20 protein-coding genes are annotated in these 22,569 nt (G+C 36.5%); 3 read left to right on the top strand and 17 right to left on the bottom strand.

Annotated elements, in window-relative coordinates; all coding sequences use genetic code 11:
* Position 1: 1 nt before the first annotated feature.
* Positions 2–1,438, top strand: a complete 1,437-nt coding sequence (locus tag ADICYQ_RS17195; protein ID WP_020891328.1) for a PAS domain-containing sensor histidine kinase — start codon at positions 2–4, stop codon at positions 1,436–1,438.
* 129 nt (positions 1,439–1,567) lie between these two features.
* Here the strand turns inward: ADICYQ_RS17195 and ADICYQ_RS17190 are convergent, their stop codons facing one another.
* The 6 genes from ADICYQ_RS17190 to ADICYQ_RS17170 form a co-directional block, all read right to left on the bottom strand.
* Positions 1,568–3,037 (bottom strand): Gfo/Idh/MocA family protein, encoded by a 1,470-nt coding sequence (locus tag ADICYQ_RS17190; RefSeq protein WP_020891327.1) that lies wholly within the window; start codon positions 3,035–3,037, stop codon positions 1,568–1,570.
* 176 nt (positions 3,038–3,213) lie between these two features.
* Positions 3,214–3,390: a hypothetical protein gene (locus tag ADICYQ_RS27455; protein ID WP_020891326.1), complete on the bottom strand. Its 177-nt coding sequence runs from the start codon at positions 3,388–3,390 to the stop codon at positions 3,214–3,216.
* 1 nt (position 3,391) lies between these two features.
* Positions 3,392–3,802, bottom strand: a complete 411-nt coding sequence (locus tag ADICYQ_RS17185; RefSeq protein ID WP_020891325.1) for a hypothetical protein — start codon at positions 3,800–3,802, stop codon at positions 3,392–3,394.
* A complete protein-coding gene (locus ADICYQ_RS17180; RefSeq protein ID WP_040416871.1) occupies positions 3,799–4,641 on the bottom strand; it encodes a hypothetical protein in 843 nt (280 codons plus the stop codon). Before ADICYQ_RS17180 ends, ADICYQ_RS17185 begins: the two co-directional genes overlap by 4 nt.
* A 538-nt stretch (positions 4,642–5,179) precedes the next feature.
* Positions 5,180–5,932 carry a TerC family protein gene (locus ADICYQ_RS17175; protein ID WP_020891323.1) on the bottom strand — a complete coding sequence of 251 codons (753 nt, stop codon included), beginning with the start codon at positions 5,930–5,932 and terminating at the stop codon, positions 5,180–5,182.
* A gap of 15 nt (positions 5,933–5,947) precedes the next feature.
* The gene (locus ADICYQ_RS17170; protein ID WP_020891322.1) at positions 5,948–6,739 is read right to left on the bottom strand and encodes a class I SAM-dependent methyltransferase; all 792 of its coding nucleotides are present in this window, start codon (positions 6,737–6,739) and stop codon (positions 5,948–5,950) included.
* Between the two features lie 159 nt (positions 6,740–6,898).
* Between ADICYQ_RS17170 and ADICYQ_RS17165 the strand changes: the two genes are divergently transcribed.
* Positions 6,899–7,843 (top strand): ketopantoate reductase family protein, encoded by a 945-nt coding sequence (locus ADICYQ_RS17165; RefSeq protein WP_020891321.1) that lies wholly within the window; start codon positions 6,899–6,901, stop codon positions 7,841–7,843.
* A 55-nt stretch (positions 7,844–7,898) separates the two neighbouring features.
* On the opposite strand, the gene ADICYQ_RS17160 is transcribed toward ADICYQ_RS17165, so the two are convergent.
* The 11 genes from ADICYQ_RS17160 to ADICYQ_RS17110 form a co-directional block, all read right to left on the bottom strand.
* The gene (locus tag ADICYQ_RS17160; RefSeq protein ID WP_040416869.1) at positions 7,899–8,546 is read right to left on the bottom strand and encodes a Pr6Pr family membrane protein; all 648 of its coding nucleotides are present in this window, start codon (positions 8,544–8,546) and stop codon (positions 7,899–7,901) included.
* Positions 8,547–8,982: 436 nt separating this feature from the next.
* The gene (locus ADICYQ_RS17155) at positions 8,983–10,704 is read right to left on the bottom strand and encodes a DEAD/DEAH box helicase (RefSeq protein WP_020891318.1); all 1,722 of its coding nucleotides are present in this window, start codon (positions 10,702–10,704) and stop codon (positions 8,983–8,985) included.
* 262 nt (positions 10,705–10,966) lie between these two features.
* Positions 10,967–12,253 carry a citrate synthase gene (locus ADICYQ_RS17150; RefSeq protein ID WP_020891317.1) on the bottom strand — a complete coding sequence of 429 codons (1,287 nt, stop codon included), beginning with the start codon at positions 12,251–12,253 and terminating at the stop codon, positions 10,967–10,969.
* A gap of 294 nt (positions 12,254–12,547) precedes the next feature.
* Positions 12,548–12,964 carry a BrxA/BrxB family bacilliredoxin gene (locus ADICYQ_RS17145; protein WP_020891316.1) on the bottom strand — a complete coding sequence of 139 codons (417 nt, stop codon included), beginning with the start codon at positions 12,962–12,964 and terminating at the stop codon, positions 12,548–12,550.
* Positions 12,965–12,988: 24 nt separating this feature from the next.
* Positions 12,989–13,339 (bottom strand): DUF59 domain-containing protein, encoded by a 351-nt coding sequence (locus ADICYQ_RS17140; RefSeq protein WP_235114782.1) that lies wholly within the window; start codon positions 13,337–13,339, stop codon positions 12,989–12,991.
* Positions 13,332–13,763, bottom strand: a complete 432-nt coding sequence (locus tag ADICYQ_RS17135; protein WP_020891314.1) for a SufE family protein — start codon at positions 13,761–13,763, stop codon at positions 13,332–13,334. Before ADICYQ_RS17135 ends, ADICYQ_RS17140 begins: the two co-directional genes overlap by 8 nt.
* Entirely contained in the window at positions 13,763–15,019 is a 1,257-nt protein-coding gene (locus ADICYQ_RS17130; protein ID WP_020891313.1) for a cysteine desulfurase, read from the bottom strand. Before ADICYQ_RS17130 ends, ADICYQ_RS17135 begins: the two co-directional genes overlap by 1 nt.
* On the bottom strand, positions 14,994–16,301 hold the full coding sequence (gene sufD / locus ADICYQ_RS17125; RefSeq protein ID WP_020891312.1) for a Fe-S cluster assembly protein SufD: 1,308 nt from the start codon (positions 16,299–16,301) through the stop codon (positions 14,994–14,996). The genes ADICYQ_RS17130 and sufD overlap by 26 nt, the downstream gene beginning before the upstream one ends.
* Positions 16,302–16,326: 25 nt before the next feature.
* Positions 16,327–17,088, bottom strand: coding sequence for a Fe-S cluster assembly ATPase SufC (gene sufC, locus ADICYQ_RS17120; RefSeq protein ID WP_020891311.1), 762 nt, complete (start codon positions 17,086–17,088; stop codon positions 16,327–16,329).
* 12 nt (positions 17,089–17,100) lie between these two features.
* Positions 17,101–18,546: a Fe-S cluster assembly protein SufB gene (sufB, locus tag ADICYQ_RS17115; RefSeq protein ID WP_020891310.1), complete on the bottom strand. Its 1,446-nt coding sequence runs from the start codon at positions 18,544–18,546 to the stop codon at positions 17,101–17,103.
* A 251-nt stretch (positions 18,547–18,797) separates the two neighbouring features.
* Positions 18,798–19,271 carry an Lrp/AsnC ligand binding domain-containing protein gene (locus ADICYQ_RS17110; RefSeq protein ID WP_020891309.1) on the bottom strand — a complete coding sequence of 158 codons (474 nt, stop codon included), beginning with the start codon at positions 19,269–19,271 and terminating at the stop codon, positions 18,798–18,800.
* 486 nt (positions 19,272–19,757) lie between these two features.
* Here ADICYQ_RS17110 and ADICYQ_RS17105 point away from each other — a divergent pair, with 486 nt between their 5' ends.
* Positions 19,758–22,502 (top strand): S9 family peptidase, encoded by a 2,745-nt coding sequence (locus tag ADICYQ_RS17105; protein ID WP_020891308.1) that lies wholly within the window; start codon positions 19,758–19,760, stop codon positions 22,500–22,502.
* Positions 22,503–22,569: the final 67 nt, after the last annotated feature.

Raw genomic sequence — 22,569 nt, 5'->3', positions numbered from 1 at the left:
ATTGGATAAAAACTTTAATATCCTGTATTGGAATCAGCGTGCTGAAGCAATTATAGGAGTGAGTAGGAGTATAGCCATAAATAATAATTTATTGAAGGCTGTACCAAGAATAAAAGATTCATATACCCACGAGCAATTGGTTTATGCCTTTGAAAACCAAAAAGATGTTCAATTTGAGATGTTTTCAGAGAAAATGAACATATGGCTGGATGTTAACATGTATCCTTCACCTGAAGGAATAAGTGTTTTTATTAAGGACATTACCCAAGAAAAAATTACGATAGAAAAAATACAGCTTTCAAACGAAAGGTTTGAGAAGATTGCTGAAGCCACCAATGACGCTATTTATGATTATGATATTGTAAGTAATAAGTTGTTTTTGGGTGTAGGGTTTAACTCTTTGTTTGGATATGACCTTAAAAGCAGTGTTCCAGATATAGGATTCTTTAAATCATTGGTTCACCCTGATGATAAAGAAAGGATTAATAAAAAATTTAGGCAATTCATTAAAAGCGATCATTTAACCAATTGGTTTGAGGAATACAGGTTATTAACGAATGATGGACATTATGCCTTCATTATGGATAGGGCTATTTTTATTAGGGATAAAAGAGGAAAAGTAACTCGATTGGTAGGTGCAATAACAGATATTACCTATAGAAGGGAATACGAAAAGTCATTACAAACCCTAAATGAACAATTGGCACAACATACCAAAGAATTAGAAAGATCTAATAATGAACTTGAGCAATTCGCGTATGTGGCTTCACATGATTTACAGGAGCCCTTACGTATGGTTAGTAATTTTATGGGGCTGCTTGAGCGGAGATACGGTGATAAACTTGATAAAAAAGCTCACCAATACATTGAATTTGCAGTAGATGGTGCCAAGCGAATGCGCCAAATTATTTTGGATTTGCTAGAATTTTCTAGAATAGGCAAACATGAAGACAAGTTGAAGACTTTAGCAATTATGGAGATCGTCGATGAGGTTTGTCTACTATTAAAGAAAAGAATAAAAGAGACCAATGCAACAATAAAATACAAAGACCTGCCTGTTATAGCTTCATATAAGACGCCTTTATTTCAAGTGATTTATAACCTCATAGGCAATGCGTTAAAATATAGAAGTGAGAGTGAAAATCCGTCCATTGAAATTACAGTTGTAAAAGATAAAGGTTACTGGTTGTTTTCAGTAATTGATAATGGTATTGGAATTGCGCCGGAAAGCCATGAGAATATCTTTACAATATTCAACAGATTACACGGTAAAGAGAAATATGAAGGCACAGGAATGGGCCTTGCAATAGTGAAAAAAATCATTGACAATTTTGGTGGAGAAGTCTGGGTGGAATCTCAAAAAGGTGAAGGAGCGACTTTTAAATTTACACTGCCCATAATTGATTCTATTTTGGAGATAGAAGAGGTGAAAGTCTAAATTACCAAAGCTAAAAGTACCCCAAGAAGGATTGATTCTTCAAAAGTGAATCATATAAATGTACTGGTAAAAATAAAGCCCTGAAATTTTTGATTTCAGGGCTTTATTGAATTGTGAATTAGCTATGGATTATACTTTTGGAAGTTCAAATCCAGCTCTGTAATCTTTCGAAACAAACTGATTTGCTGGTTCGAAATTGGTTACTTTCATGTTTTCACCATCCCAAAGAAGTTTAATGTCTCTTCCTGGGTAATTGTATCCTTTTCCATCAGCTTTTTCTTCTCTGACGTTATAACTCTTAATGGCCAGATTCCCCATCAATACTGATTCAGTGAGTGGACCAGCTATTGAGAAAGGAGAACTCAATTCATTGTATTCTTTACTACCATGGCCTGCAATACATGCATTTACCCATTGCGCATAGTGTCCATCTATTCCTCCTTCTACTCGTGGTAGGGTAGGTGCTACGTTTACGCTATCATTAATGGATGAAGGCAATAATTTAGGATTAATACCATAAGTAGAACACATCATTTTACCTCTGGTACCTTCTATAATTACTCCATTTCCTCCATCACCCATTTGTTCATTAGGTCCAAGTTCTTCTGGTCTACTTGGTTGAATACCACCATCCATCCAATGGAACTCAAGGTTTCCACCATTTGGTTTGTCAAATCCTAAAGTAATGTGTGAAGATGGAGGACAACTTTTAGGGAAGTATCCATTCTTAAATTCTCCAGTATATACGGCACCAACACTACATTCTGCTCCTGTAGGGTATCCCAAATCCAATGTTCGGAAGGCTGGTTCCATAATATGGCAAGCCATATCTCCAAGTGCACCAGTACCGAATTCCCACCATCCTCTCCAATTGAAAGGGTGTAGGTTTTCAACATATCCCATTTGTTCAGCAGTTCCTAACCAAAGATCCCAATCAAGATTTTTAGGGGCTTTTTTACCAGTTTCTCCAGGCCACGGAACACCTTGAGGCCATACAGGACGGTTGGTCCAACACTCTACTTTCGTAGCTTCTCCTATAAGTCCTGCAGCATACCATTCGCGCATTTGTCGAACGCCATCTCCAGAGGAACCTTGATTACCCATTTGGGTTACCAATTTATATTTTTCTGCTGCTTGTGTTAATATCCTAGCTTCCTGAATCGTATGTGTTAATGGCTTTTGCACATAAACGTGCTTGCCCATTTTCATTGCCATCAAAGCTTGTACAGCATGATTATGATCCGGCGTTGATACGGATACCGCATCTATACTATTGCCTTCTTTTTCAAGCATTTCTCTGTAGTCGGCATAGAATTTTGCTTTAGGAAAAGCTTTTATGCTTCCAGATGCTCTTTCTGGATCTACATCACATAAGGCCACAATTTCTGCATTTCCACTTTTGTGAAAACTTCTAATATCACTTCCGCCTTTTCCTCCTGCACCGATTCCAGCTATCCTAAGCTTATCACTTGGCGCCTTAAAACCTGGTCCTCCCAGTACGTGTCTAGGTACGATGTAGAATCCTGCAACAGCAGTGGTGGAGGCTTTTATGAAATTCCTCCTAGAATTGTTTTTGGTGGATTTATTGATGTCTTTCATTGGTAATTTTTTTGTTAATTATAAAAGTCTAAAATATTAAAAATTGACGAAACTTTCTTGTTTTTTTATATAAAAGGAAGTTTTTTTTAGTGCTTGTAAAATTATCTCTATCAAGACTATCGGCAACCAAACATTTATTTCAACCTTTATTAATACTAAAAAAAATCCAAATCAGGCTAAAATACAGTCTTGTTTTTCTTCTTTGTTGATTTATTGGATGTATTTGGTGATTTCCCTTGCTTTTCTACTGGCAAAAGATAATCCTCTTGAATATCAGGGTCATTTTGAAAGCAAACAGGAGAGAAATTTTCCTGTTCCTTATTTTTTGTTCTATGCTCTAATTGACCCTTCATTTTAGCTTGTTTTCTCTTTTACCAAATCAGAAAGGAAGTTTATGTTATCACTGATGGCTGCTGGGTTTTTGTCGATAATTGATAACCCTAAATCCCCCAACGCTCCAATGAAATCAAATGCTTTTTGAATGTCGATCAAAGAAGTTATACTGCTTTTTATCTCCTTATTAATATTTTCTAATTTGAGTATTGCCGTTGCTGTTTCTTCACCGACTATTAGCGTAGATAGAAGTTTCATCTCTCTGGCGGTTTTCATCAACTGAGTTGATTTTTTGCCCATATCCAGAAAAGTTTCATGGCTTATTTTCTGTTGACTGATTTTCTCAAAACGATAATCATTGAATTTTTTCGCTATCTCTAAAAATTCATCAGCCAATTGGCTTATATACTCACTGTCCAATCTTTCTTTCATTTTTTCAGTTGCTCAAAAGCATAATGTAATGTGTGTAAATCTCTAGATATCCTTCCAACTTCCTCCCTAAAACCGGCACTGTTTGATTTTGTTCCTGCTTCCACCAATTGATGGTGTTTTTGAGAAATTAAATCAATTACTTCAATCAATACCGTGATTTGATTGTTTCGGGTTTTGTTGTTCTCTAACAACTTGTAGTACTTGTCTGTAGCTAATGCCTTGTCGACAGTATTTAGTGTTGGATCATAGGTCAATGTTTTATAATAAGCATACCAGCCTTCCTCCTGGATAGCCAATAAACCCGAAAGGTTTTCCCTAAGAACAAAAGTCAGTTTGTCACTGATTATTTGTTGATAAGTATCGGCCTCCGCCATATAGGTTTTTATTTTATTTTTTCGGTATTGGCCTGTTACCGCTTTTAAGCTGATTTCTGATAGCTTTTGGAAGGCCAATAAATGTTCATCTTTTAATTGGATTAAATTAGTAGTTCGCAAGGCAACCGTCGGTCTACTCAAATTGTATTGATTAATATTCATCGAAGAAAGCTGGTAAAGGCCTTCCCAGTAATCAATTAATGCCAGGTACATGTTGTATACCTGATCATCTGCAAGTTGATAAGATTCACAGCTGCAATTTAATTTTCTTTCAATTTCAACTTCACTTATTTTGCTAAAGGTACAGTCTTCGATGCAACTAGTATGAAAGCTATAATCCAATTCTCTAAATTGGCCGATTCCATCGAGTGCCTCCGTAGACAAGTCTTGAACAGGTTTTAAACTCGTGCAAGAAATAGCTAAAACGCTTGCTAGGTAAACTGCATTTCTGAAGAATAGATGCATGCCTTAAATATACCCAAAATTCTTGTAATTTGAGTACTTGTACTTGCTCTAGTGAAGCAAATAAAAAGTTGCAGTTGGCTTTGGAAATGCTAAAAGTAGTGTGAAAACACTTGATTTTAATTTATTAATGAAATAGAATGAGGCTTAAATTGATTTTTTATAATAATATGACCTTTTAATTGAATGTATTGTGACTTTTTGAATTTGCACTTTTAATTACCACTTAAACCTTCACAAAAATTTCTTTTGTAAATCTTTAGATCATCAAAAAGTCCTTATAGGTTCAAAAAGACTGCCATTACAAAATTTTAAGGAATCGTTCATTGCTCCATTCTCGTTAAAAATTGATTAAATGAATGAAAATAATAATATAATGCAATTAATTTGAAGTGCTTTCAACTACTTATAGGTTTTTAAAAATATCCAGATAGGCTGCTATGGTCCTTACAGTATAAATAGCTTTAGAGATAATTTGCGGCTCGGAGATCAGAGCTACCAATTTGGAACGTGGGTTTAAAAGGGAGATACATTGAGTAATTTATCCATTTTTTTGTTTAATTCTAGGCTTGAGTTCAACCGGATTTCCATTGGTTTTTTTACGGACTCTCATGTTAATGATCTCCACAAGTAAGGAGAAAAATACGGCAAAATAAATGTAACCTTTTGGAACTTCAAAGTGCAATCCTTCCACCAATAACATAAAGCCTATTAGCATTAAAAATGAAAGTGCTAGCACTTGAAGGGTAGGGTGTTCATTGATAAACCTGCTGATTTGTCCAGCAAATGACATCATGATCATAATTGAGATAACGACTGCAATGATCATAATAGCGACCTCCTCAACCAATCCAACGGCTGTTAGTATACTATCGAAGGAAAATATAATGTCTAAAAATACTATTTGTAATATTACTCCTTTTAAACTGCTTGTAGAGTTGGCTTTGACTTCTTCCGGGGTTCCTTCAATTTTATGATGGATTTCCATTGTAGATTTAAACAGTAAAAACAAACCTCCAAAAAAGAGAATCAAATCTCGGCCACTTAGGTCAAACCCAAAGATGCTAATAATTGGCTGGGTGAATTGGACGATATAGGAAATACCTAATAAGAGCAGTATCCTAAATACAAGGGCCAATGCCAAGCCTATCTTTCTTGCTTTATCTTGTTGATTATGTGGTAATTTATTCGAAACGATAGAAATGAAAATAATGTTATCCACACCCAATATGATCTCCAAAAAGGTAAGGGTTAACAAGGCAATCCAAGTTTCAGTTTGAAGGAATATTTCCATTGCGCTTTATAGATTTTAGAATAGTGTAATTATTGTGAAATGGATACTATATTTTCTATTTCGGAGTAAACGTATTAAGTGAATAAAAGTAGCGGAATACTGCAACTTTTTATTTGGTTTTTCGCATAGATATTTTTTAAATACGCCATCGCTGAATTGCTCTCCCTTAATTATTAAACCTGTGTCTGTTAAGAGTTTTTTCATGATCCAGTCAAAAGTTGAATATTCTTCCTTAAAATGGATAATCGTGTCCTCTTTCATGAACTCTCCACCTCTTTTTTCCTGCCGTTTAATGAAATCATTGATTATATCATTGGGTTGCTGGTCAGGTATGACTACATCGTATAAATAAAGTCTCCCTCCAGGCTTTAAAACGTTAAATATTCTATTGAGTGCAACGCTCTTCCAAAAGTCTGGTAAGTGGTGAAGGGAAAGTGAGCTGATCACTCCGGCGACATGATTTTCTGGAAGTTCAAAATTCAGGTACCCTGTGTGAGAAAAGGATATATTATTTACCTTGTTTGATAATGCTTTAGCTTGGGCAAATTTCAACATGGTTTCGGAGACATCGATCGCGTATACTTTTTCACAACATGCTGCCAGTTGGATAGAGAAGTTACCTGTTCCACAACCAATGTCTAAAATTTTTGAATTTGTGGTAGGAGCCAGCCATTCTTTGGCCTCCTTGATTTCTGATTTGAGGTCCCTAAAATCATCATGAGAAGGATCATAAACATCTACCTCCTCTTGTGAAGAATAATCTTTACCAATCTGCTGAAATTCATTGTAGCGCCATTCCTGATACATACTTATTGTATTTTGGGTTGTGATAAGTTTATAATAACACCTATAGTTCTTTTAAATTTATTGATTTTTTAAATAAATAGCGGGTTATTGAAGATTAATATTGGGCGTTCTGGAATCGGAAATCCAATGAACCTTTCAAAACGATAAAATAAGAATAAAATGAAAAAAAAATCAATAGCCATCCTTGGGATAGGAGGTGTAGGTGGATTTATAGGAGCGAAAATTTTAGCTAACCGTTTTGATGATTCAATAAAACTTGATTTTATTTCTCGTGGGGCTACTTATGAAAACATAAAGTCAAAAGGATTTCTATTCACTTCCCCAGAAGAGGAAGTGGTTTTATACCCTGACGACTTATTGCTCAGTGGAAAAGTTGAAGAACCTTACGATCTTGTGATTTTGGCGACTAAGTCACAATCGATGGAAAGCGCAATTATAGAAAACCAATCCATTTTTGATGAGAATACATTGGTTTTACCCCTTCAAAACATGGTAAATGCAGCCCAATTCGCCAGTGCTTTGGTTAAGAAGCCCGAAGTTGTAGATGCTTGTATATACTTGATCTCTAATGTGCAAAATCCGGGACAAATAAGGCACTTGGGTGGCCCTGGTAAGGTGATTGTAGGTAAACCCCTTTCTGACAAGTTTGATTGGGCATTTGAGTACCTAAATCAATGTGGTATCCCTATATCGTTGGTATCTGATGCTCCTACCCATCTTTGGAGAAAGTTTTTATTCATCTCAAGCTTGGGGGCATTGTCTGCGGCGTATGATGTAACTTTAGGGGAAATAAGGAACAATCCTGAATTGAAAACGCTATGGGAATATTTGATGGAAGAGATAATTCAACTGGCCCAGAACCGTGATGTTCCCATCGATCATTCTGACCTAATGGCGGCTTTAGAGATGCTATCCAATTTCCCTGCCAATGCTAAAACTTCCTTTCAATTAGACATAGAAAAAGGCTGGACTGGAGAAAAAAAGACTTTGGTGGACGAGGTGATAAGTGATTCATTAAAGAACGGTCTAACCTGTCCTTATTATCAAGAGATGGAATTTAAAATTGATAAAAGGTTACAACATATGGCAGGGGCATGGGAGTAAGTTCAATTAATCCTTTTTATTAGTTTCTGTTTTACTCATACAAAGACTTTTAGATTTAAGACAAGTGATTGCTGTTATCGGTCCTAATCTTTTTTCTAAGGATTAGCTTACCTAAAAACATCAATACCCCAAATAGAAGCATTGTCACGCCTATTATTAAACCAATATTTAGAAGTGCTTTTAAGAATCCAATTTCAGACACATTTAAAAAGGGATAAGGATAAAATCCGGAATAATACCCTCTTACTAGAATGAAAATTAAATAAAAGAGGGGGTAAAGTAACCAGGGAATTAGGTTTTTTGACTGTATGGAGAATTTATCTACCTTAAAACACCAGTAAATCAATACATAAACAGGCACAATGGTGTGAAGAAGTTCATCTACAAAATACTGTAAACCAGTAGGTTGCCATATACCTCTTAATACCAGTTGATACACTAATCCCACGATAAGGATGAATGTAGTGATGGCAGTCAATGCCCCCTTGCTTGAAAGAATTGAAAATGGAAAGGCTTTAAGCTTAAAAATTATGGTGGTGAAATACAAGGCCACCAATGTATTTGTCAATACCGTAAAGAAGCTGACAAACCGGATTAGGGTTTCAAATACAGATGCCTGCCGATGCTGAATAATTAGATACAATTGCGCCATAATAGCAAACCAGACAATAATTAACCCTATTATTTCAAACTTTCTATTCATAATGCGCTCATTTGAATTTGGTTGGCTTGCAAGTGATGCTTTTGTGAAATTAGTTTAAATATTACTAAGCGATTAAAAGTAAATTTAAAATTTGAAAGTGCCAAATCTTTGATGAATAGGAGAGGATGGCTTGTCGATAAGTGAATGCTGATTTAACAGTGGTAGTAAAACAAAGTTATGCGGCAACATGCTTGCTGAATCTGCTTGTGTGCGTTTTGTTTTGCAAATTAATTATCAGGAATGGCAAAAGTCTATTTGAGGGTCAAAGAGCTTGTTTGTGGCTGTTCAGGTTATATCAAAAAAATAATGGCTAGAATGATTATTTTAAAGGCATAAAAAAGCCATCCAATTATGGATGGCTTTTCTATTCGTAATTTACTTGTGTGTAAACAATCAAGTTGAATTATGCAATCTTAAATCAATTGCATATTCTGGTTTAAGGTTTTGAAATTTCAAAATTTACTGCCTTGCCTTTGATTGTATTCGTGTTCATTACATTGATTACATGGCTAACATCTTTCTTTGGAATGTCTACAAATGAAAAGCTATCAAAGATATCAATTTCACCTATACTTCCTCCTGAAACACCTGTTTCTCCAGCTATGGCACCAACAATATCATTAGGACGAATCCTGTCTTTTTTACCAAGGTTTAGAAAAAGACGGGCCATATTTGGCTCTCTTTCTTTTTTACCGCCTCGTCTTCCGCTACGATCTCCTCCTCTTTCTCCAGAACGCCCTCTACTGCTGGCTCCTCTTTCTCCTCTATCTCTATCGTTTCGATCTCTCTTGCCTCTTCTGTCATCTCTTCCTCCTCGATCTTTTTCTGGAGTAAAGTTCATCTCTTTGAACTTGTCTATAGCATCACCTAATTGCATTTTCACTAAGCTTAGTGCAATTTGCTCTACAGTAACTCCTTCAGCTTGAAGACTTTCAATTGCCTGCTCAAATACAGTATTGTCTTCTTCTTTAGCCAATTGTCTATGGATATCCTTAGTCAATTGATCTCTTTTCATCTGAATAAGTTGATCCACAGATGGTGGTGCAGCTCTATCTATAGTCGTTTTAATAAACCTTTCAAGGTCTTTAATTTTGCCAGAGTCTCTTCTTCCAGATACAAAACTTATAGCTGTTCCTGTTTTACCTGCTCTGCCAGTACGTCCTATTCTGTGAACATAATTTTCTTCATCAAGTGGTAAATCGTAATTGAAAACAGCTTGAACATTTTCTACATCAATCCCCCTAGCAGCAACGTCAGTTGCAACCAATACGGAACAATGTCCTTTACGGAATTTGTTCATCACTTTTGTCCTTTGAGCTTGAGACAAATCACCATGTAATGCCTCTGCAGGTATTCCTTTGGCTGTCAACTCTTCAGTTACTTCATCTGTTACCCTTTTAGTGTTACAGAAAATCACACTAAGCTTGTACTGATGAAGATTAATAAGTCTGCTTATCAAATCAGTTTTTAATCCTGATCTAACTTCATAATAAAGCTGACTAATGTTTTCTACAGTAAGTTCTTTTCTAAGAACCTTGATTATTTCTGGATCTGTTTGATATTTTCTAGTAAGTTCCAGAATTGGCTTAGGCATAGTAGCTGAAAAGAATACTGTTTGCCTTTCATTTGGCATAGAGCTCAGTATTTTTTCTATGTCTTCTCGGAAACCCATGTCCAACATTTCGTCAGCTTCATCCAACACGATGATGCTAACTTGACTAAGGTCAAGGGTTCTTCTGTCCATGTGATCCATAATCCTGCCAGGAGTACCTACCACGATTTGAACGCCTCTTTTTAAACTTCTGATTTGTCTATCAATTGCTTCACCACCATAAATACAAGTTGAAGAAATCTTCCTGTTGTATTTCGTTAGTTTGACGATTTCACCTTCTACCTGAACGGCTAGTTCTCTAGTAGGACACAAAATTAAAGCTTGTGGCTTGCTATTAGAACTGTCTATGCGATCAATAATAGGTATACCAAAAGCAGCTGTTTTACCAGTTCCTGTTTGTGCTTGACCAATTAAATCTGCACCCTGTAATAATAAAGGGATTGTTTGTGCTTGAATAGGGGAGGGTTGGGTATAGCCCATGTCTTCCACTGCCCTTAAGATTTCTTCCGAAACCCCAAGGTCTGAAAATGTTATTTCTTTTTCCATGAAATGTGTTCCTTACTTCTCTGAGCCACGGTATTCCAAAATATCCCAGTGTCGATCAACAATAAGGAACCCCACGGCGTAGGAGAAAAATGTATATTTTAAATAAGTTGCAAAGGTATGGTATTTTAACCTGATTTACAACTATAATGGATTGTTAAATAGAATAAATTACAAATAAGTGTAGATTTTTCTAAATTTTATTTTGAATTAAATAAAAAAAAGGGTCTATTGACCCTTTTTTTTATAGAAGTGGTATTTTTTATTATCTTTTGTCAATACTAACAAAATCTCTTTCTGTCTCACCAACATACACTTGTCTTGGTCTACCGATAGGTTCGTTGTTTTCACGCATTTCTTTCCATTGAGCGATCCAACCTGGAAGTCTTCCTAAAGCGAACATTACTGTAAACATGTCTGTAGGTATACCTAAGGCTCTGTATATGATTCCTGAATAGAAATCAACGTTAGGGTAAAGTTTCCTGTCAACGAAATACTGATCGTTAAGGGCAGCACTTTCCAGTTCTTTGGCGATGTCTAGTATAGGATCATTGATTCCAAGTTTTTCCAAAACTTCATCTGCAGCTTTCTTGATTATTTTTGCTCTAGGATCAAAGTTTTTATAAACCCTATGTCCAAAGCCCATTAATCTGAAGGGATCGTTTTTATCCTTGGCTTTCTCCAGGTATTTTTTCGAATCTCCTCCGTCAGCCTTAATGGCTTCCAGCATTTCAATAACAGACTGGTTGGCACCACCATGCAATGGACCCCAAAGGGCATTGATACCAGCAGAGATAGAAGCATAAATACTTGCTTGAGATGAACCTACCATTCTTACCGTAGATGTAGAACAGTTTTGTTCATGGTCAGCATGAAGGATCAATAACTTATCCAATGCTTTTGAAATAACTGGATCTATTTCATACTTTTCAGAAGGCAATGAGAACATCATTTTCATGAAATTACCACAATAGTCTAAACTATTGTCTGGGTAATTTACAGGATGTCCCATTTTGTTTTTATATGCCCAGGCAGCGAACGTAGGCATTTTGGCCAAAAGCCTTACCATGCTCAATTGAATTTCTTCATCCGTGTTGTTGGGATCTAAAGAATTTGGATAGAACGCTGTTAGAGAACAAATCAATGAGGAAAGAACCCCCATTGGGTGAGCTACTGAAGGGAAGCCGTCCAAAATCTTCTTAATGTCCTCATGAACGAGGGTGTGTTTTGTGATCCTGTCAGAAAAATCCTCGTATTGGTCGGTAGTTGGTAATTCACCATTTATCAACAAATAAGAAACTTCTAAAAAATTAGAATTTTCGGCCAAGTCTTCAATATTGTAGCCTCTATACCTTAAAATACCTTTCTCCCCATCTAAAAACGTAATGGCACTTTTTGTAGACCCCGTATTTTTAAAACCAGGATCAATGGTAATTAACCCCGATTGCCCACGTAATTTTGCAATATCAACTGCAATTTCATTTTCTGTACCTTCAGTGACTGGAAGATCGTATTCTTTACCTTTAAAGGATAGTTTAGCAATATCCGACATGTGTTTATAATTAAATGATTTTATAAATTACTAAATTCTTCAGTTAAAATAGATTTGACTACAATTTAGTAAATTTTGGTTAATATTTTCCCAAAATGCATTTCGAATGCTGTTGTATTGATAAATCAAAATTAAAACTTAATTTGGAAAAAATTAGTTTTGTCCTAATTAAAGCAATTAATATATCTATTATCCTACCATTTCAGATTTATTTTTGGTTGAATTGACCAAATTTATCTTATGCTATTTTTATTGCTTTTGGGGAGAGTAAAGAATACCCTTTATGGGTATTCCTTAACAAAAGTGTTCGAATACTTCTACCAAATGATCGCCGATCATTTGCGCATTTCTTCCTTCAATATGATGTCTCTCAATAAAGTGCACCAATTCACCATCTTTGAACAATGCCATGGCTGGAGAAGATGGAGGATAAGGAAGAGTCAGTTCTCTAAATTTGGCGACAGCATCAGCATCGTTTCCTGCAAATACGGTTGCTAAAACATCTGGTTTCTTGGCAGCTTTCTCTATTGCTGTACGAACTCCTGGACGAGCGGCACCTGCTGCGCAACCACAAACTGAATTCACAACAATAAAAGTAGTTCCTTTATGTTCTTTAAGATGATCTTCTACATCCTGAGCTGATCTGAATTCCTTGAAACCAACTTCTGTAAGCTCTGCACGCATTGGTGCTATCAATTCTTCTGGATACATATTCTTTTTGTTTATAAGTTACTATTATAAAAATCCCAATTCTAGCTTTGCTACTTCTGACATCATGTCTTGAGAATAGGGTGGGTCAAAGGTAAGCTCAACTTCGACATTGTTAACGCCTTCTATACTAGAGACACTTGTTTTTACTTCGGAAGGGATTGTTTCCGCAGCAGGACAATTAGGTGATGTGAGCGTCATTAGTATATAAACATTGTTTACAGGGTAAACAGTGATTTCATAAATAAGACCAAGCTCGTAAACATCTACTGGGATTTCAGGATCATAGACATCTTTAATCGCATTAACGACCTTACGTTTTATCTCTTCCTGATCGTCTGTTGATTGATCTGTTTTTTCCATAGCTGATTTATGCATTTGTTTTGGCTTGATACGCTATTGCATATAGCTTCATTTGTTTTATCATAGCTGAAAGTCCATTAGACCGCTGTGAACCTATGATGTTTCCCATGCCAATCTTATCAATAAAGTAAAGATCTGCATTGATTATTTCACTGGCTTTTCTTTCTGACAGCACTCTAATAAGTAAACTGATAAGCCCTTTTGTAATGTCTGTATTTGAGTCTGCTTGAAAACAGATTTTCCCATCTTCAAGGGTTGTTGTCAACCAAACTTTAGACTGACAGCCTTTGATGATATTGTCTTCTTTTTTTTCTTCTTCAGGAAATTCTTGTAGTTGATCCCCAAGCTCCATAATATAATAGATAGTGGATTCCTTGTCATCACCCAGAATTTCAAATTCGCTAATTATCTCCTCCTGAATACTGTTTATATCTGCCATTAATTTTTCCTTTTTGAGATTTTGGTCAAACTCTCAACTAGCCTATCAACTTCTTCTATGGTATTGTAAACAGCAAAAGAAGCCCTGACAGTTCCCTCAATCTTAAACCGCTCCATAAGTGGTTGGGTGCAATGGTGTCCGGTTCTAACGGCAATACCAGAGGCATCCAACATCATCCCTACGTCAAATGGGTGAATATTATTTATACCAAAACTCAAAACACTTACCTTATCTCTGGCAGTACCGATTGGGATAAAACCTTTTATCGTTGCACACCTTTCTCTGGCATGTTCTAAGAGTTGGTTTTCATGCTTCCTTATAGCTGCTTTGCCTAACTGATTAACGAACCTAATGGCTTCACCAAAAGCTATCACATCAGCAATATTGGGTGTTCCAGCTTCAAATTTATAAGGAATGTCATTATAAGTTGTTTTCGCAAAGGTGACCTCTTTTATCATTTCGCCACCACCTTGGTAAGGAGGCATTGATTCTAGAAGTTCCCACTTTCCATATAGAATGCCAACTCCGGTAGGTCCGTATACTTTATGCGCAGAAAATGCGAGAAAGTCACAATCTAAATCCTGAACATCTACGTCTAAATGAGCTGTACTCTGTGCACCATCTAAAAGGAACTTTGCCCCAAATTCATGGGCTTGCTCAATCATTTCCTTGACAGGATTGATTGTTCCTAAGGCATTGGAGGCATGAACTACCGCCACCAATTTGGTTTTATTGGACAATAGATTTTTGTAGGCTTCTAAATCTAGTTCTCCATTGTCATGAATAGGGATTATTTTTAAAATTGCTCCCTTCTCTTCACACAACATCTGCCAGGGAACAATATTAGAATGATGCTCTAATGTGGAGATTATTATTTCATCTCCCTCAGCAATGAACTTTCTACCAAAGGTGGAAGCCACTAAATTTATACTATCAGTGGTTCCTTTGGTGAAAATTACTTGCTCCGTGGAAGGAGCATTTATGAATTGTTTGACAAGGTTTCTAGTCTGCTCAAAATAATCAGTAGCTCTTGAAGCCAGGGTATGCGCTCCTCTGTGAATATTGGAATTGTCCACCTCATAATACTTCTTCAAGGCATCAATGACTTGAATCGGCTTTTGAGTAGTAGCGGCATTGTCAAAATAGACCAAAGGCTTTCCATTTACTTCCTGATGAAGTATAGGGAAAAGCGCTCTGATTTTATCCTCAGCTATTATTCCTGAATTAATACTATTTAATGGCTCCAAGTCGCTCATGTACTATTTCTTCACAGTATTTTTTAAAGGTTTCGTGGGTAATTTTGTCAAGTACCTCACCTGCAAATGCATAAAGTAACAAGGATTTGGCACTTTCTTTTCCTATTCCTCTTGCTCTGAGATAGAAGAGTGCTTCCTCGTCAAGCTGACCCGTAGTACAGCCATGAGAACATTTTACATCATCCGCCCAAATTTCAAGTTGAGGTTTTGTATTTAAAATGGCCTCTTCTGACAATAGGATGTTATTGTTTTGTTGAAAAGCATTCGTCTTTTGTGCATCCTTCCTTACGAAGATTTTACCATTAAAAACACCTCTGGATTGGTCCGTCAAAATCCCTTTATAAAGTTCATTTGATTCAGAATGTGGCATCTTATGATCAACATTTGTATGGTTGTCTACATGGGTTTTGCCATTGAGCATATAAATCCCATACATATTCCCTGTACAATTAGTGTCATTGATATTTATACTAAGGTTGTTTCTAAGCATTTCTCCATTAAGACTCAAAAGGACTGAGGTGAAAGTTGCATCCCGAGCTAAATTTGAGCTTGTGTTGCTTACTCCTAGTTCTGCTTTGTGCCCATCCTGAAGTTTGTAATGACGAATGTGCGCATTGCTCTCGATGTTCCATTCCTGGACTTCATTAAGGAAGACCGGAGACTCATCAAGAAATATAGTTATTTCTATTACTGTTGCTTGGCTGTTTTTTCCTGCATGGAAATAGGCCCTAGGGTGGACACACTCACCATTTGCGTCAGCACTTATTACATCCACCAATAATATTGGCTGCTCTAATATCGCTCCCTCTGGAATCTCAACCCTAATACCCGATTCAAAAGAATAGGAATTTAAAGCCGTGAAAGGATCCTTATTTATAGTTTCAATCGATCCAATTTCTTTTACTTCATCGGAATTAAGGTCAGAAAATGGTTTAACTATAAATGAACCATCACTTTTAGACGATAATTCTGCTTCAAAAACGCCATTGTTTCTGATTAGCTTATACCCTTCAAGTGAGTTAAACAATTGGTTGGCTTCCAACACATCTCCAATATTATTTACAGTATTGGGAGATGCGTATTTTTTTATCTTGTCAAGAATTCGTTTGTTAATATTGGTGAATTTATATTCCTCCTCCTTTAAAGTAGGAAAGCCGGTTTCGTCCAGTGATGATTTCGCAGCAGACTTCAATTCAATAAGAAGGCCGGATTTATCTAAATTCGCCTGGGTTGAAAGAAATAATTCAACCAGTTGATGGTCTTTCTTTGTTGATACTGTCATAAGAAATTAAAATCTTGGATTAAAATTAAACCGTTGCTCCTGATAATTCATCCTTGATCCAGTCGTAACCTTTGGCTTCAAGTTCTAGAGCCAAATCTTTTGTGCCAGATTTCACTATTTTACCTTTGTACAAGACATGAACAAAATCAGGGACAATATAATCCAATAAACGTTGGTAATGGGTTACCACTATTGTGGCATTGTCTTTCGTTTTGAGTTGATTTACTCCGTTAGCCACCACTTTAAGCGCATCGATATCTAAACCTGAGTCTGTTTCATCCAAAATGGAAAGTGTTGGTTCCAACATGGCCATTTGGAAAATCTCATTTTTCTTTTTCTCCCCGCCAGAAAAGCCTTCATTCAAGGCCCTGCTCAATAGCTTTTGGTCTATTTCCACCAACTTCATTTTCTCCTTCATAAGGGAAAGGAATTTTACCGCATCTAGTGGGCTTTGACCTCTGTATTCCCTCACTTGGTTAACGGCCGTTCTTAGGAAGTTTGTAGAACTTACGCCAGGGATTTCCACTGGATATTGAAAGGCAAGAAAGATTCCCTCACGTGCCCTATCCTCTGGACTAAGCTCCAAAATGTTTTTGTTTTTGAAAGTAACAGATCCTTCTGTTACTTCATATTCTTCTCGTCCAGCCAAGACTGAAGCCAAAGTTGATTTTCCAGAACCATTTGGTCCCATGATGGCATGTACTTCACCTGCTTTAATCTCAAGGTTTATACCATTCAATATCGGGCTGCCTTCAATTGCAGCATGCAAATTTTTTATTGATAACATTTTTCTAATTTTTTAACCTACGCTTCCTTCTAAAGTAAGAGCCAAAAGTTTTTGGGCCTCTACAGCAAACTCCATTGGGAGCTGATTTAACACTTCCTTGGCATAACCATTTACAATAAGAGCTACTGCATCCTCAGAGCTAATTCCTCGTTGGTTACAATAGAATATCTGATCTTCACCAATTTTAGATGTTGTTGCTTCGTGCTCTACCTTGGCAGTAGGGTTTTGAATATCTATATAAGGGAATGTATGTGCACCACATTGGTCACCCATAAGGAGTGAATCACACTGTGAGAAATTCCTGGAGTTGGTAGCCCTTTTCATTACCTGAACCTGGCCTCTATAGGAATTCTGTGATTTCCCCGCTGATATACCTTTAGAAACAATTCTTGACCGGGTATTTTTACCAATATGAATCATTTTGGTACCCGTGTCAGCTTGTTGGTAGTTATTTGTTACAGCAACAGAATAAAACTCACCAATTGAATTGTCACCCTTAAGGATACAGGATGGGTATTTCCAGGTTACGGCTGAACCTGTTTCTACTTGTGTCCATGAAATTTTGGAATTGTCTCCAGCACAAATACCTCTTTTAGTTACAAAGTTGTAGATCCCACCTTTGCCATTTTTATCTCCAGGGTACCAGTTTTGAACAGTAGAATATTTTACTTCAGCATTCTTTGCTGCATAAATCTCTACAACCGCTGCATGGAGTTGGTTTTCGTCCCTTTGAGGCGCAGTACAGCCCTCTAAATAGGATACATAAGATTGGTCTTCTGCTACAATAAGGGTTCTTTCAAATTGCCCTGTGTTAGCTGCATTGATCCTAAAATAAGTCGAAAGCTCCATAGGGCAACGAACACCCTTCGGTATATAACAAAATGAGCCATCTGAAAATACTGCAGCATTAAGTGCTGCATAGTAGTTGTCTGTAGCTGGCACAACAGATCCGAGGTATTTTTTTACCAAATCCGGATGTTCTGTAACTGCCTCACTAAAGGAACAGAATATTACTCCAAGCTTTGAAAGTGTGTCTTTGAATGTTGTTCCTACAGAAACAGAATCCAATACTACATCTACTGCAACACCTTGAAGTCTTTTTTGCTCATTTAAAGAAATACCCAGTCTTTCATATATTTTTAAAAGCTCAGGGTCTATATCGCTAATTTTTTTGGACTTGCTTTTTTGTTTTGGAGCAGAATAATACCTTAACGACTGAAGGTCTATTTTCGGGTAATGAACATTGGCCCAAGTAGGCTCATCCATTTTTCTCCATTGTTCAAAAGCTTTGAGACGCCAATCCAAAAGCCATTGAGGCTCTTCTTTTTTGGAAGAGATCCATCGAATGATGTTTTCGTTGAGGCCAATTGGAGCTTCATCAGCTTCGTAATCTACTGACCATCCGTGTTCATACTCTCTGGATGTTAATTCTTCTAAGATTTCATTGTCCTTGCTCATAAAAAAGAGTTATTTAGACTAATTATATTTTGTTCCACAAATATATAACATTAATCTATTTTTTATTGTTCTAAAAGGAAGGGAATAATATCAAATAACACCTAATTCACTACTTAATCTACTGATATTCAGGGTAATAATATTAAAAAATTACTATCAGTTAAAATAGTAAATATTGAAAAAACCATATACAATATACAAAAATCTAAATAAATTTTTTATTTAGATTTAGTCTTAATAATTAATTTCAGCTACTTTTTATCGGTTGCAAGATGTATGGGTCTGTTGATACTTTCCTCTAAAACGATAAGCGTTTCTGTTCTATCAATGCCTTCCACCAATTGGATTTTATTTAAAACCTCCCTCAAGTGATTGGTATCCTTACAAATAATTTTCGCGAAAATGCTGTAGTTCCCAGTGGTATAGTAGGCGTTTATTACTTCAGATATGTCTTTAAGTTTTTCTATTACAGTATCGTAAAGGGAGCTTTTTTCTAAATAAATACCAAGAAATGCAGAGATGTCATATCCTAGTTTCGAAAAGTCAATATTCAAGGTAGCACTCTTCACAACTCCAAGGTCTTCTAATTTTCTCATTCGGACATGAACGGTCCCAGAAGAAACGAAAACCTTTTTAGCTATTTCAGTATATGGGGTTTTAGCATCTTTATTGAGCAGAGATATAATTTTGAGGTCTACATTGTCAATATCTAAAATTTTGTCCATTTTTCAATAAGTTAATTGTTGATTCCAAAATAAAGATCTGCTTAAATTATTAAATTGTCAAAGAATTTGCAGACTATTTTTGTTTTTAGGAATAAGAAATTGTCATTATTGCTGATTTCATGTTCATTTAAGTGTTCAAAACACCCTTCAACTGAATAATGAATTAATTATAGCCATTAGCTAGATTCTTTTGTGGCTATTTATAAAATAGTTTTCAAATTCAAACAATGAGAGAATTTCTATTGAGGGTTTTAGTTAAACAAAGCTTTATAGTAGGAACCCCCCAATCTGACGCAAAGGCGATTTTATCTGATCAAAAACCTAAAGAAACTTACGTTCATTCTTGTTTCTTTGTTTCAAGTATGGTTTTGAAAATTTATTTTTTCTATTGAAAGGAATAAGGAAAAGATTATCTTAGGGGCTTATTAGTTTTCATCTAACGACTACAAAAAATTGAGATTTTCTCCGATTGTACTTTTTCTATTTATGGCCTTCAATTTGGCCGCTCAACAAATTAAACCCTCACTATCGCATCAGGATTATGACCGTTGGGAAACCATTGCAAATAAGCAAATCTCCAAAGACGGTAAGTGGGTGGCGATGGAAATAGCCCTTCAGGATGGTGATGGCAGGGTTCAATTGACTGAATTAGCAGCTAGTAAAAAGGCGATAACCATCCCTAGGGCGGGTAAAGCAGCATTTTCGGAAAATAGTCGCTGGATGATAGGTTTGATCCAAGCAGAGAAAGACAGTATCAGGCAACTTAAACTCCAAAAAGTTAAAAAAGAAGACTTCCCTGAAGACAGCCTGCTTTTAATTGATTTAAGAACGGATGAAAAGATTAAAATTCCGGGAGTTGGCGGATATAAATTACCTAAAAAGGTGAAAAACTGGTATGCTTATCAGGTGCCTTCTAAAGTTGATAAAGATACAAGTTCCATTGAAACGAAAACGGTAAAGAGCAAGGATGAACCTTTTGTATTGAACATTCAAAGTTTTGTTGGCGATAAATCCTACGCCTTTGAAACGGTATTGGATTACGGTTTTTCAGATGACGGCAGTAAAGTGTACCTGGTTAGTAAAAAGGAAGATTTTAAAGTTATAAAGCTCCTTGATTTAGAATCTGGAATTGAAAATCAGTTAATTGATAGCTTGACAGCTTATAAGTTTCCTGTTTTCTCTTCTAATGGGGCTCAATTTGCAGTTTTGGGAAGCACTTCATCTGTTGAGGAGGAAATCAAAGATTTCCAACTGTACTTGTTGGATGGTGAAGGGGAGTTTAAGCATTGGGAAAGTATTCCCGATCAAAAAGACCATAGGGTCAGCGAGCATTTTTCACCTTCCTTTTCAGATTCCGGAGAACATTTGTTTTTTGGCTGGAATCCACTGCCGAAAACCTACTCTTATGCGGCAGACTCTAGTATTTTGGAAGATGAAAGGGTAAACCTTGATATCTGGGGCTGGCAAGACAAAGAGATTCAGCCCATGCAACTAAAAAAATTGGAAGATAGAGAGAGGGAGAGTAAAGTAGCTGTATATCAAATTAGTAAGAGTGAAATTCATCTCTTAGGGGAAAGCCTCAGCAGTGATGTCCATTTCAATAGATTTAAAAAAGGAGATTGGGCAATTGTTCGTGACAATAGTCCTTATCGGAGGGCTTATAGTTGGGACATACAGATAGGAGAGGACCTAAGCCGGGTAAATTTAAAGACAGGTGAGATAAATTTATTGGCTGAAAATGTGATTGGGAATCCCCGGATTTCTCCGGCTGGTAAATTCGTCTATTGGTACAATGCTCCAGATAGCTCATGGCAGGCCATTGACCTCGCTAGTAAAGCGAAAATAGCGCTCACTTCAGAAATTAAGGATGCCTTTCACTATGAATTACATGATAGTCCTTCTTTACCGAGAAGTTATGGTAGCCCCGGCTGGTCTGCAGATGATGAATTTTTTCTAGTCTACGGAAAATATGATGTTTGGAAAGTTGATCCCTTTAAGCTTGATCAAGCTAAGAATCTGACCAGGGTTAAAGGTGAGAAAAGTGAAATGACTTATCGCTTATTAAATTTGGATTCTGAAAAGGATTATTTTGATATGAGTGATGAAATGATGCTTAGTGGATTTGAAAATGAAACCAAGAGCAGTGGTTTCTTTCGTGGTGATTGGAAGGGAGACAAGCTGCCAAAAGTACTGGTTTATGGAGCAGCTACTTATAACGGTTTAAAAATAGCCGAAAATAAGAAGCGATACATTTATCAGAAATCGACTTTTAAAGCAAGTCCAGATGTTTATTATTCTGATGCAGATTTTCACAAAGAGCATCAAATGAGTCAAATCAACAAACAACAAGAAGGCATCAATTGGGGAGATGTAGAATTGGTGGATTTTCTGTCCAACGATGGGGACAAAATGAATGGGCTTCTTTTTAAACCTGAAAATTTCGATCCGAATAAGAAATACCCTATGATGGTTTATTTCTATGAAAGAAGATCTGACGCATTACATCATTATTATTCACCAGTGCCTTCTGCATCTATAATCAATATTCCCTATTTTGTAAGTAATGAGTATTTGGTTTTTGTACCAGACATCAAGTATAAAATAGGATTGCCTGGACCAAGTGCTTTTGATTGTATTGTCCCTGGGGTTCAGGCGATGATTGCAAAAGGAATTGTAGACAAAGACAATATTGGAATTCAAGGCCAAAGCTGGGGAGGGTATCAGGTTGCATACGTCATTACCCAAACCAATATGTTTAAGGCTGCAGGAGCAGGTGCACCGGTAGTCAATATGACATCTGCCTATGGAGGGATTCGTTGGGGTACTGGGATGAGTCGAATGTTTCAGTATGAACAAACCCAATCAAGGATTGGTGGGACGCTTTGGGAAAAGCCATTGTATTATATTGAAAATTCACCATTGTTCTATACCGATAGAGTGGAAACTCCGACATTGATCATGCACAATGATAAGGATGGTGCAGTTCCTTGGTATCAGGGGATTGAGTTTTTCATGGCATTAAAGAGGAATGATGTTCCTTCCTGGTTATTGGTGTACAATGGTGAAGACCACAACCTGAAAGAGCGGAAGAATAAAAAGGATTTAAGTATTCGATTGTCCCAGTTTTTTGACCATTACCTTAAAGGTGAAAAGGCACCTTTGTGGATGACAGAAGGAATTCCAGCAATAGAAAAAGGGAAGACGCTAAAATATGAGCTAAGTATTGATTAGCGGTTTTTACTTTAAATTAAAGTTGTCTCATAAAGGGGATTCCCGAAATGGAGTGATTGGATAGTAG

Origin of the sequence: Cyclobacterium qasimii M12-11B (assembly GCF_000427295.1) — a bacterium.
In the GTDB taxonomy this organism is placed as follows: Bacteria; Bacteroidota; Bacteroidia; order Cytophagales; family Cyclobacteriaceae; genus Cyclobacterium; species Cyclobacterium qasimii.
The sequence above is the reverse complement of the archived record's forward strand: the minus strand, read 5'-3'. Positions and strand labels throughout refer to the sequence as shown.

Coding starts and splice junctions, on each gene's coding strand:
- ADICYQ_RS27455 (WP_020891326.1), bottom strand. CDS start 3,390: ATGAAGGGTCAATTAGAGCATAGAACAAAAAATAAGGAACAGGAAAAT.
- ADICYQ_RS17160 (WP_040416869.1), bottom strand. CDS start 8,546: ATGAATAGAAAGTTTGAAATAATAGGGTTAATTATTGTCTGGTTTGCT.
- ADICYQ_RS17155 (WP_020891318.1), bottom strand. CDS start 10,704: ATGGAAAAAGAAATAACATTTTCAGACCTTGGGGTTTCGGAAGAAATC.
- ADICYQ_RS17190 (WP_020891327.1), bottom strand. CDS start 3,037: ATGAAAGACATCAATAAATCCACCAAAAACAATTCTAGGAGGAATTTC.
- sufD (WP_020891312.1), bottom strand. CDS start 16,301: ATGACAGTATCAACAAAGAAAGACCATCAACTGGTTGAATTATTTCTT.
- ADICYQ_RS17170 (WP_020891322.1), bottom strand. CDS start 6,739: ATGTATCAGGAATGGCGCTACAATGAATTTCAGCAGATTGGTAAAGAT.
- sufB (WP_020891310.1), bottom strand. CDS start 18,546: ATGAGCAAGGACAATGAAATCTTAGAAGAATTAACATCCAGAGAGTAT.
- ADICYQ_RS17145 (WP_020891316.1), bottom strand. CDS start 12,964: ATGTATCCAGAAGAATTGATAGCACCAATGCGTGCAGAGCTTACAGAA.
- sufC (WP_020891311.1), bottom strand. CDS start 17,088: ATGTTATCAATAAAAAATTTGCATGCTGCAATTGAAGGCAGCCCGATA.
- ADICYQ_RS17150 (WP_020891317.1), bottom strand. CDS start 12,253: ATGTCGGATATTGCTAAACTATCCTTTAAAGGTAAAGAATACGATCTT.
- ADICYQ_RS17105 (WP_020891308.1), top strand. CDS start 19,758: ATGGCCTTCAATTTGGCCGCTCAACAAATTAAACCCTCACTATCGCAT.
- ADICYQ_RS17140 (WP_235114782.1), bottom strand. CDS start 13,339: ATGCATAAATCAGCTATGGAAAAAACAGATCAATCAACAGACGATCAG.
- ADICYQ_RS17185 (WP_020891325.1), bottom strand. CDS start 3,802: ATGAAAGAAAGATTGGACAGTGAGTATATAAGCCAATTGGCTGATGAA.
- ADICYQ_RS17135 (WP_020891314.1), bottom strand. CDS start 13,763: ATGGCAGATATAAACAGTATTCAGGAGGAGATAATTAGCGAATTTGAA.
- ADICYQ_RS17175 (WP_020891323.1), bottom strand. CDS start 5,932: ATGGAAATATTCCTTCAAACTGAAACTTGGATTGCCTTGTTAACCCTT.
- ADICYQ_RS17110 (WP_020891309.1), bottom strand. CDS start 19,271: ATGGACAAAATTTTAGATATTGACAATGTAGACCTCAAAATTATATCT.
- ADICYQ_RS17130 (WP_020891313.1), bottom strand. CDS start 15,019: ATGAGCGACTTGGAGCCATTAAATAGTATTAATTCAGGAATAATAGCT.
- ADICYQ_RS17165 (WP_020891321.1), top strand. CDS start 6,899: ATGAAAAAAAAATCAATAGCCATCCTTGGGATAGGAGGTGTAGGTGGA.
- ADICYQ_RS17180 (WP_040416871.1), bottom strand. CDS start 4,641: ATGCATCTATTCTTCAGAAATGCAGTTTACCTAGCAAGCGTTTTAGCT.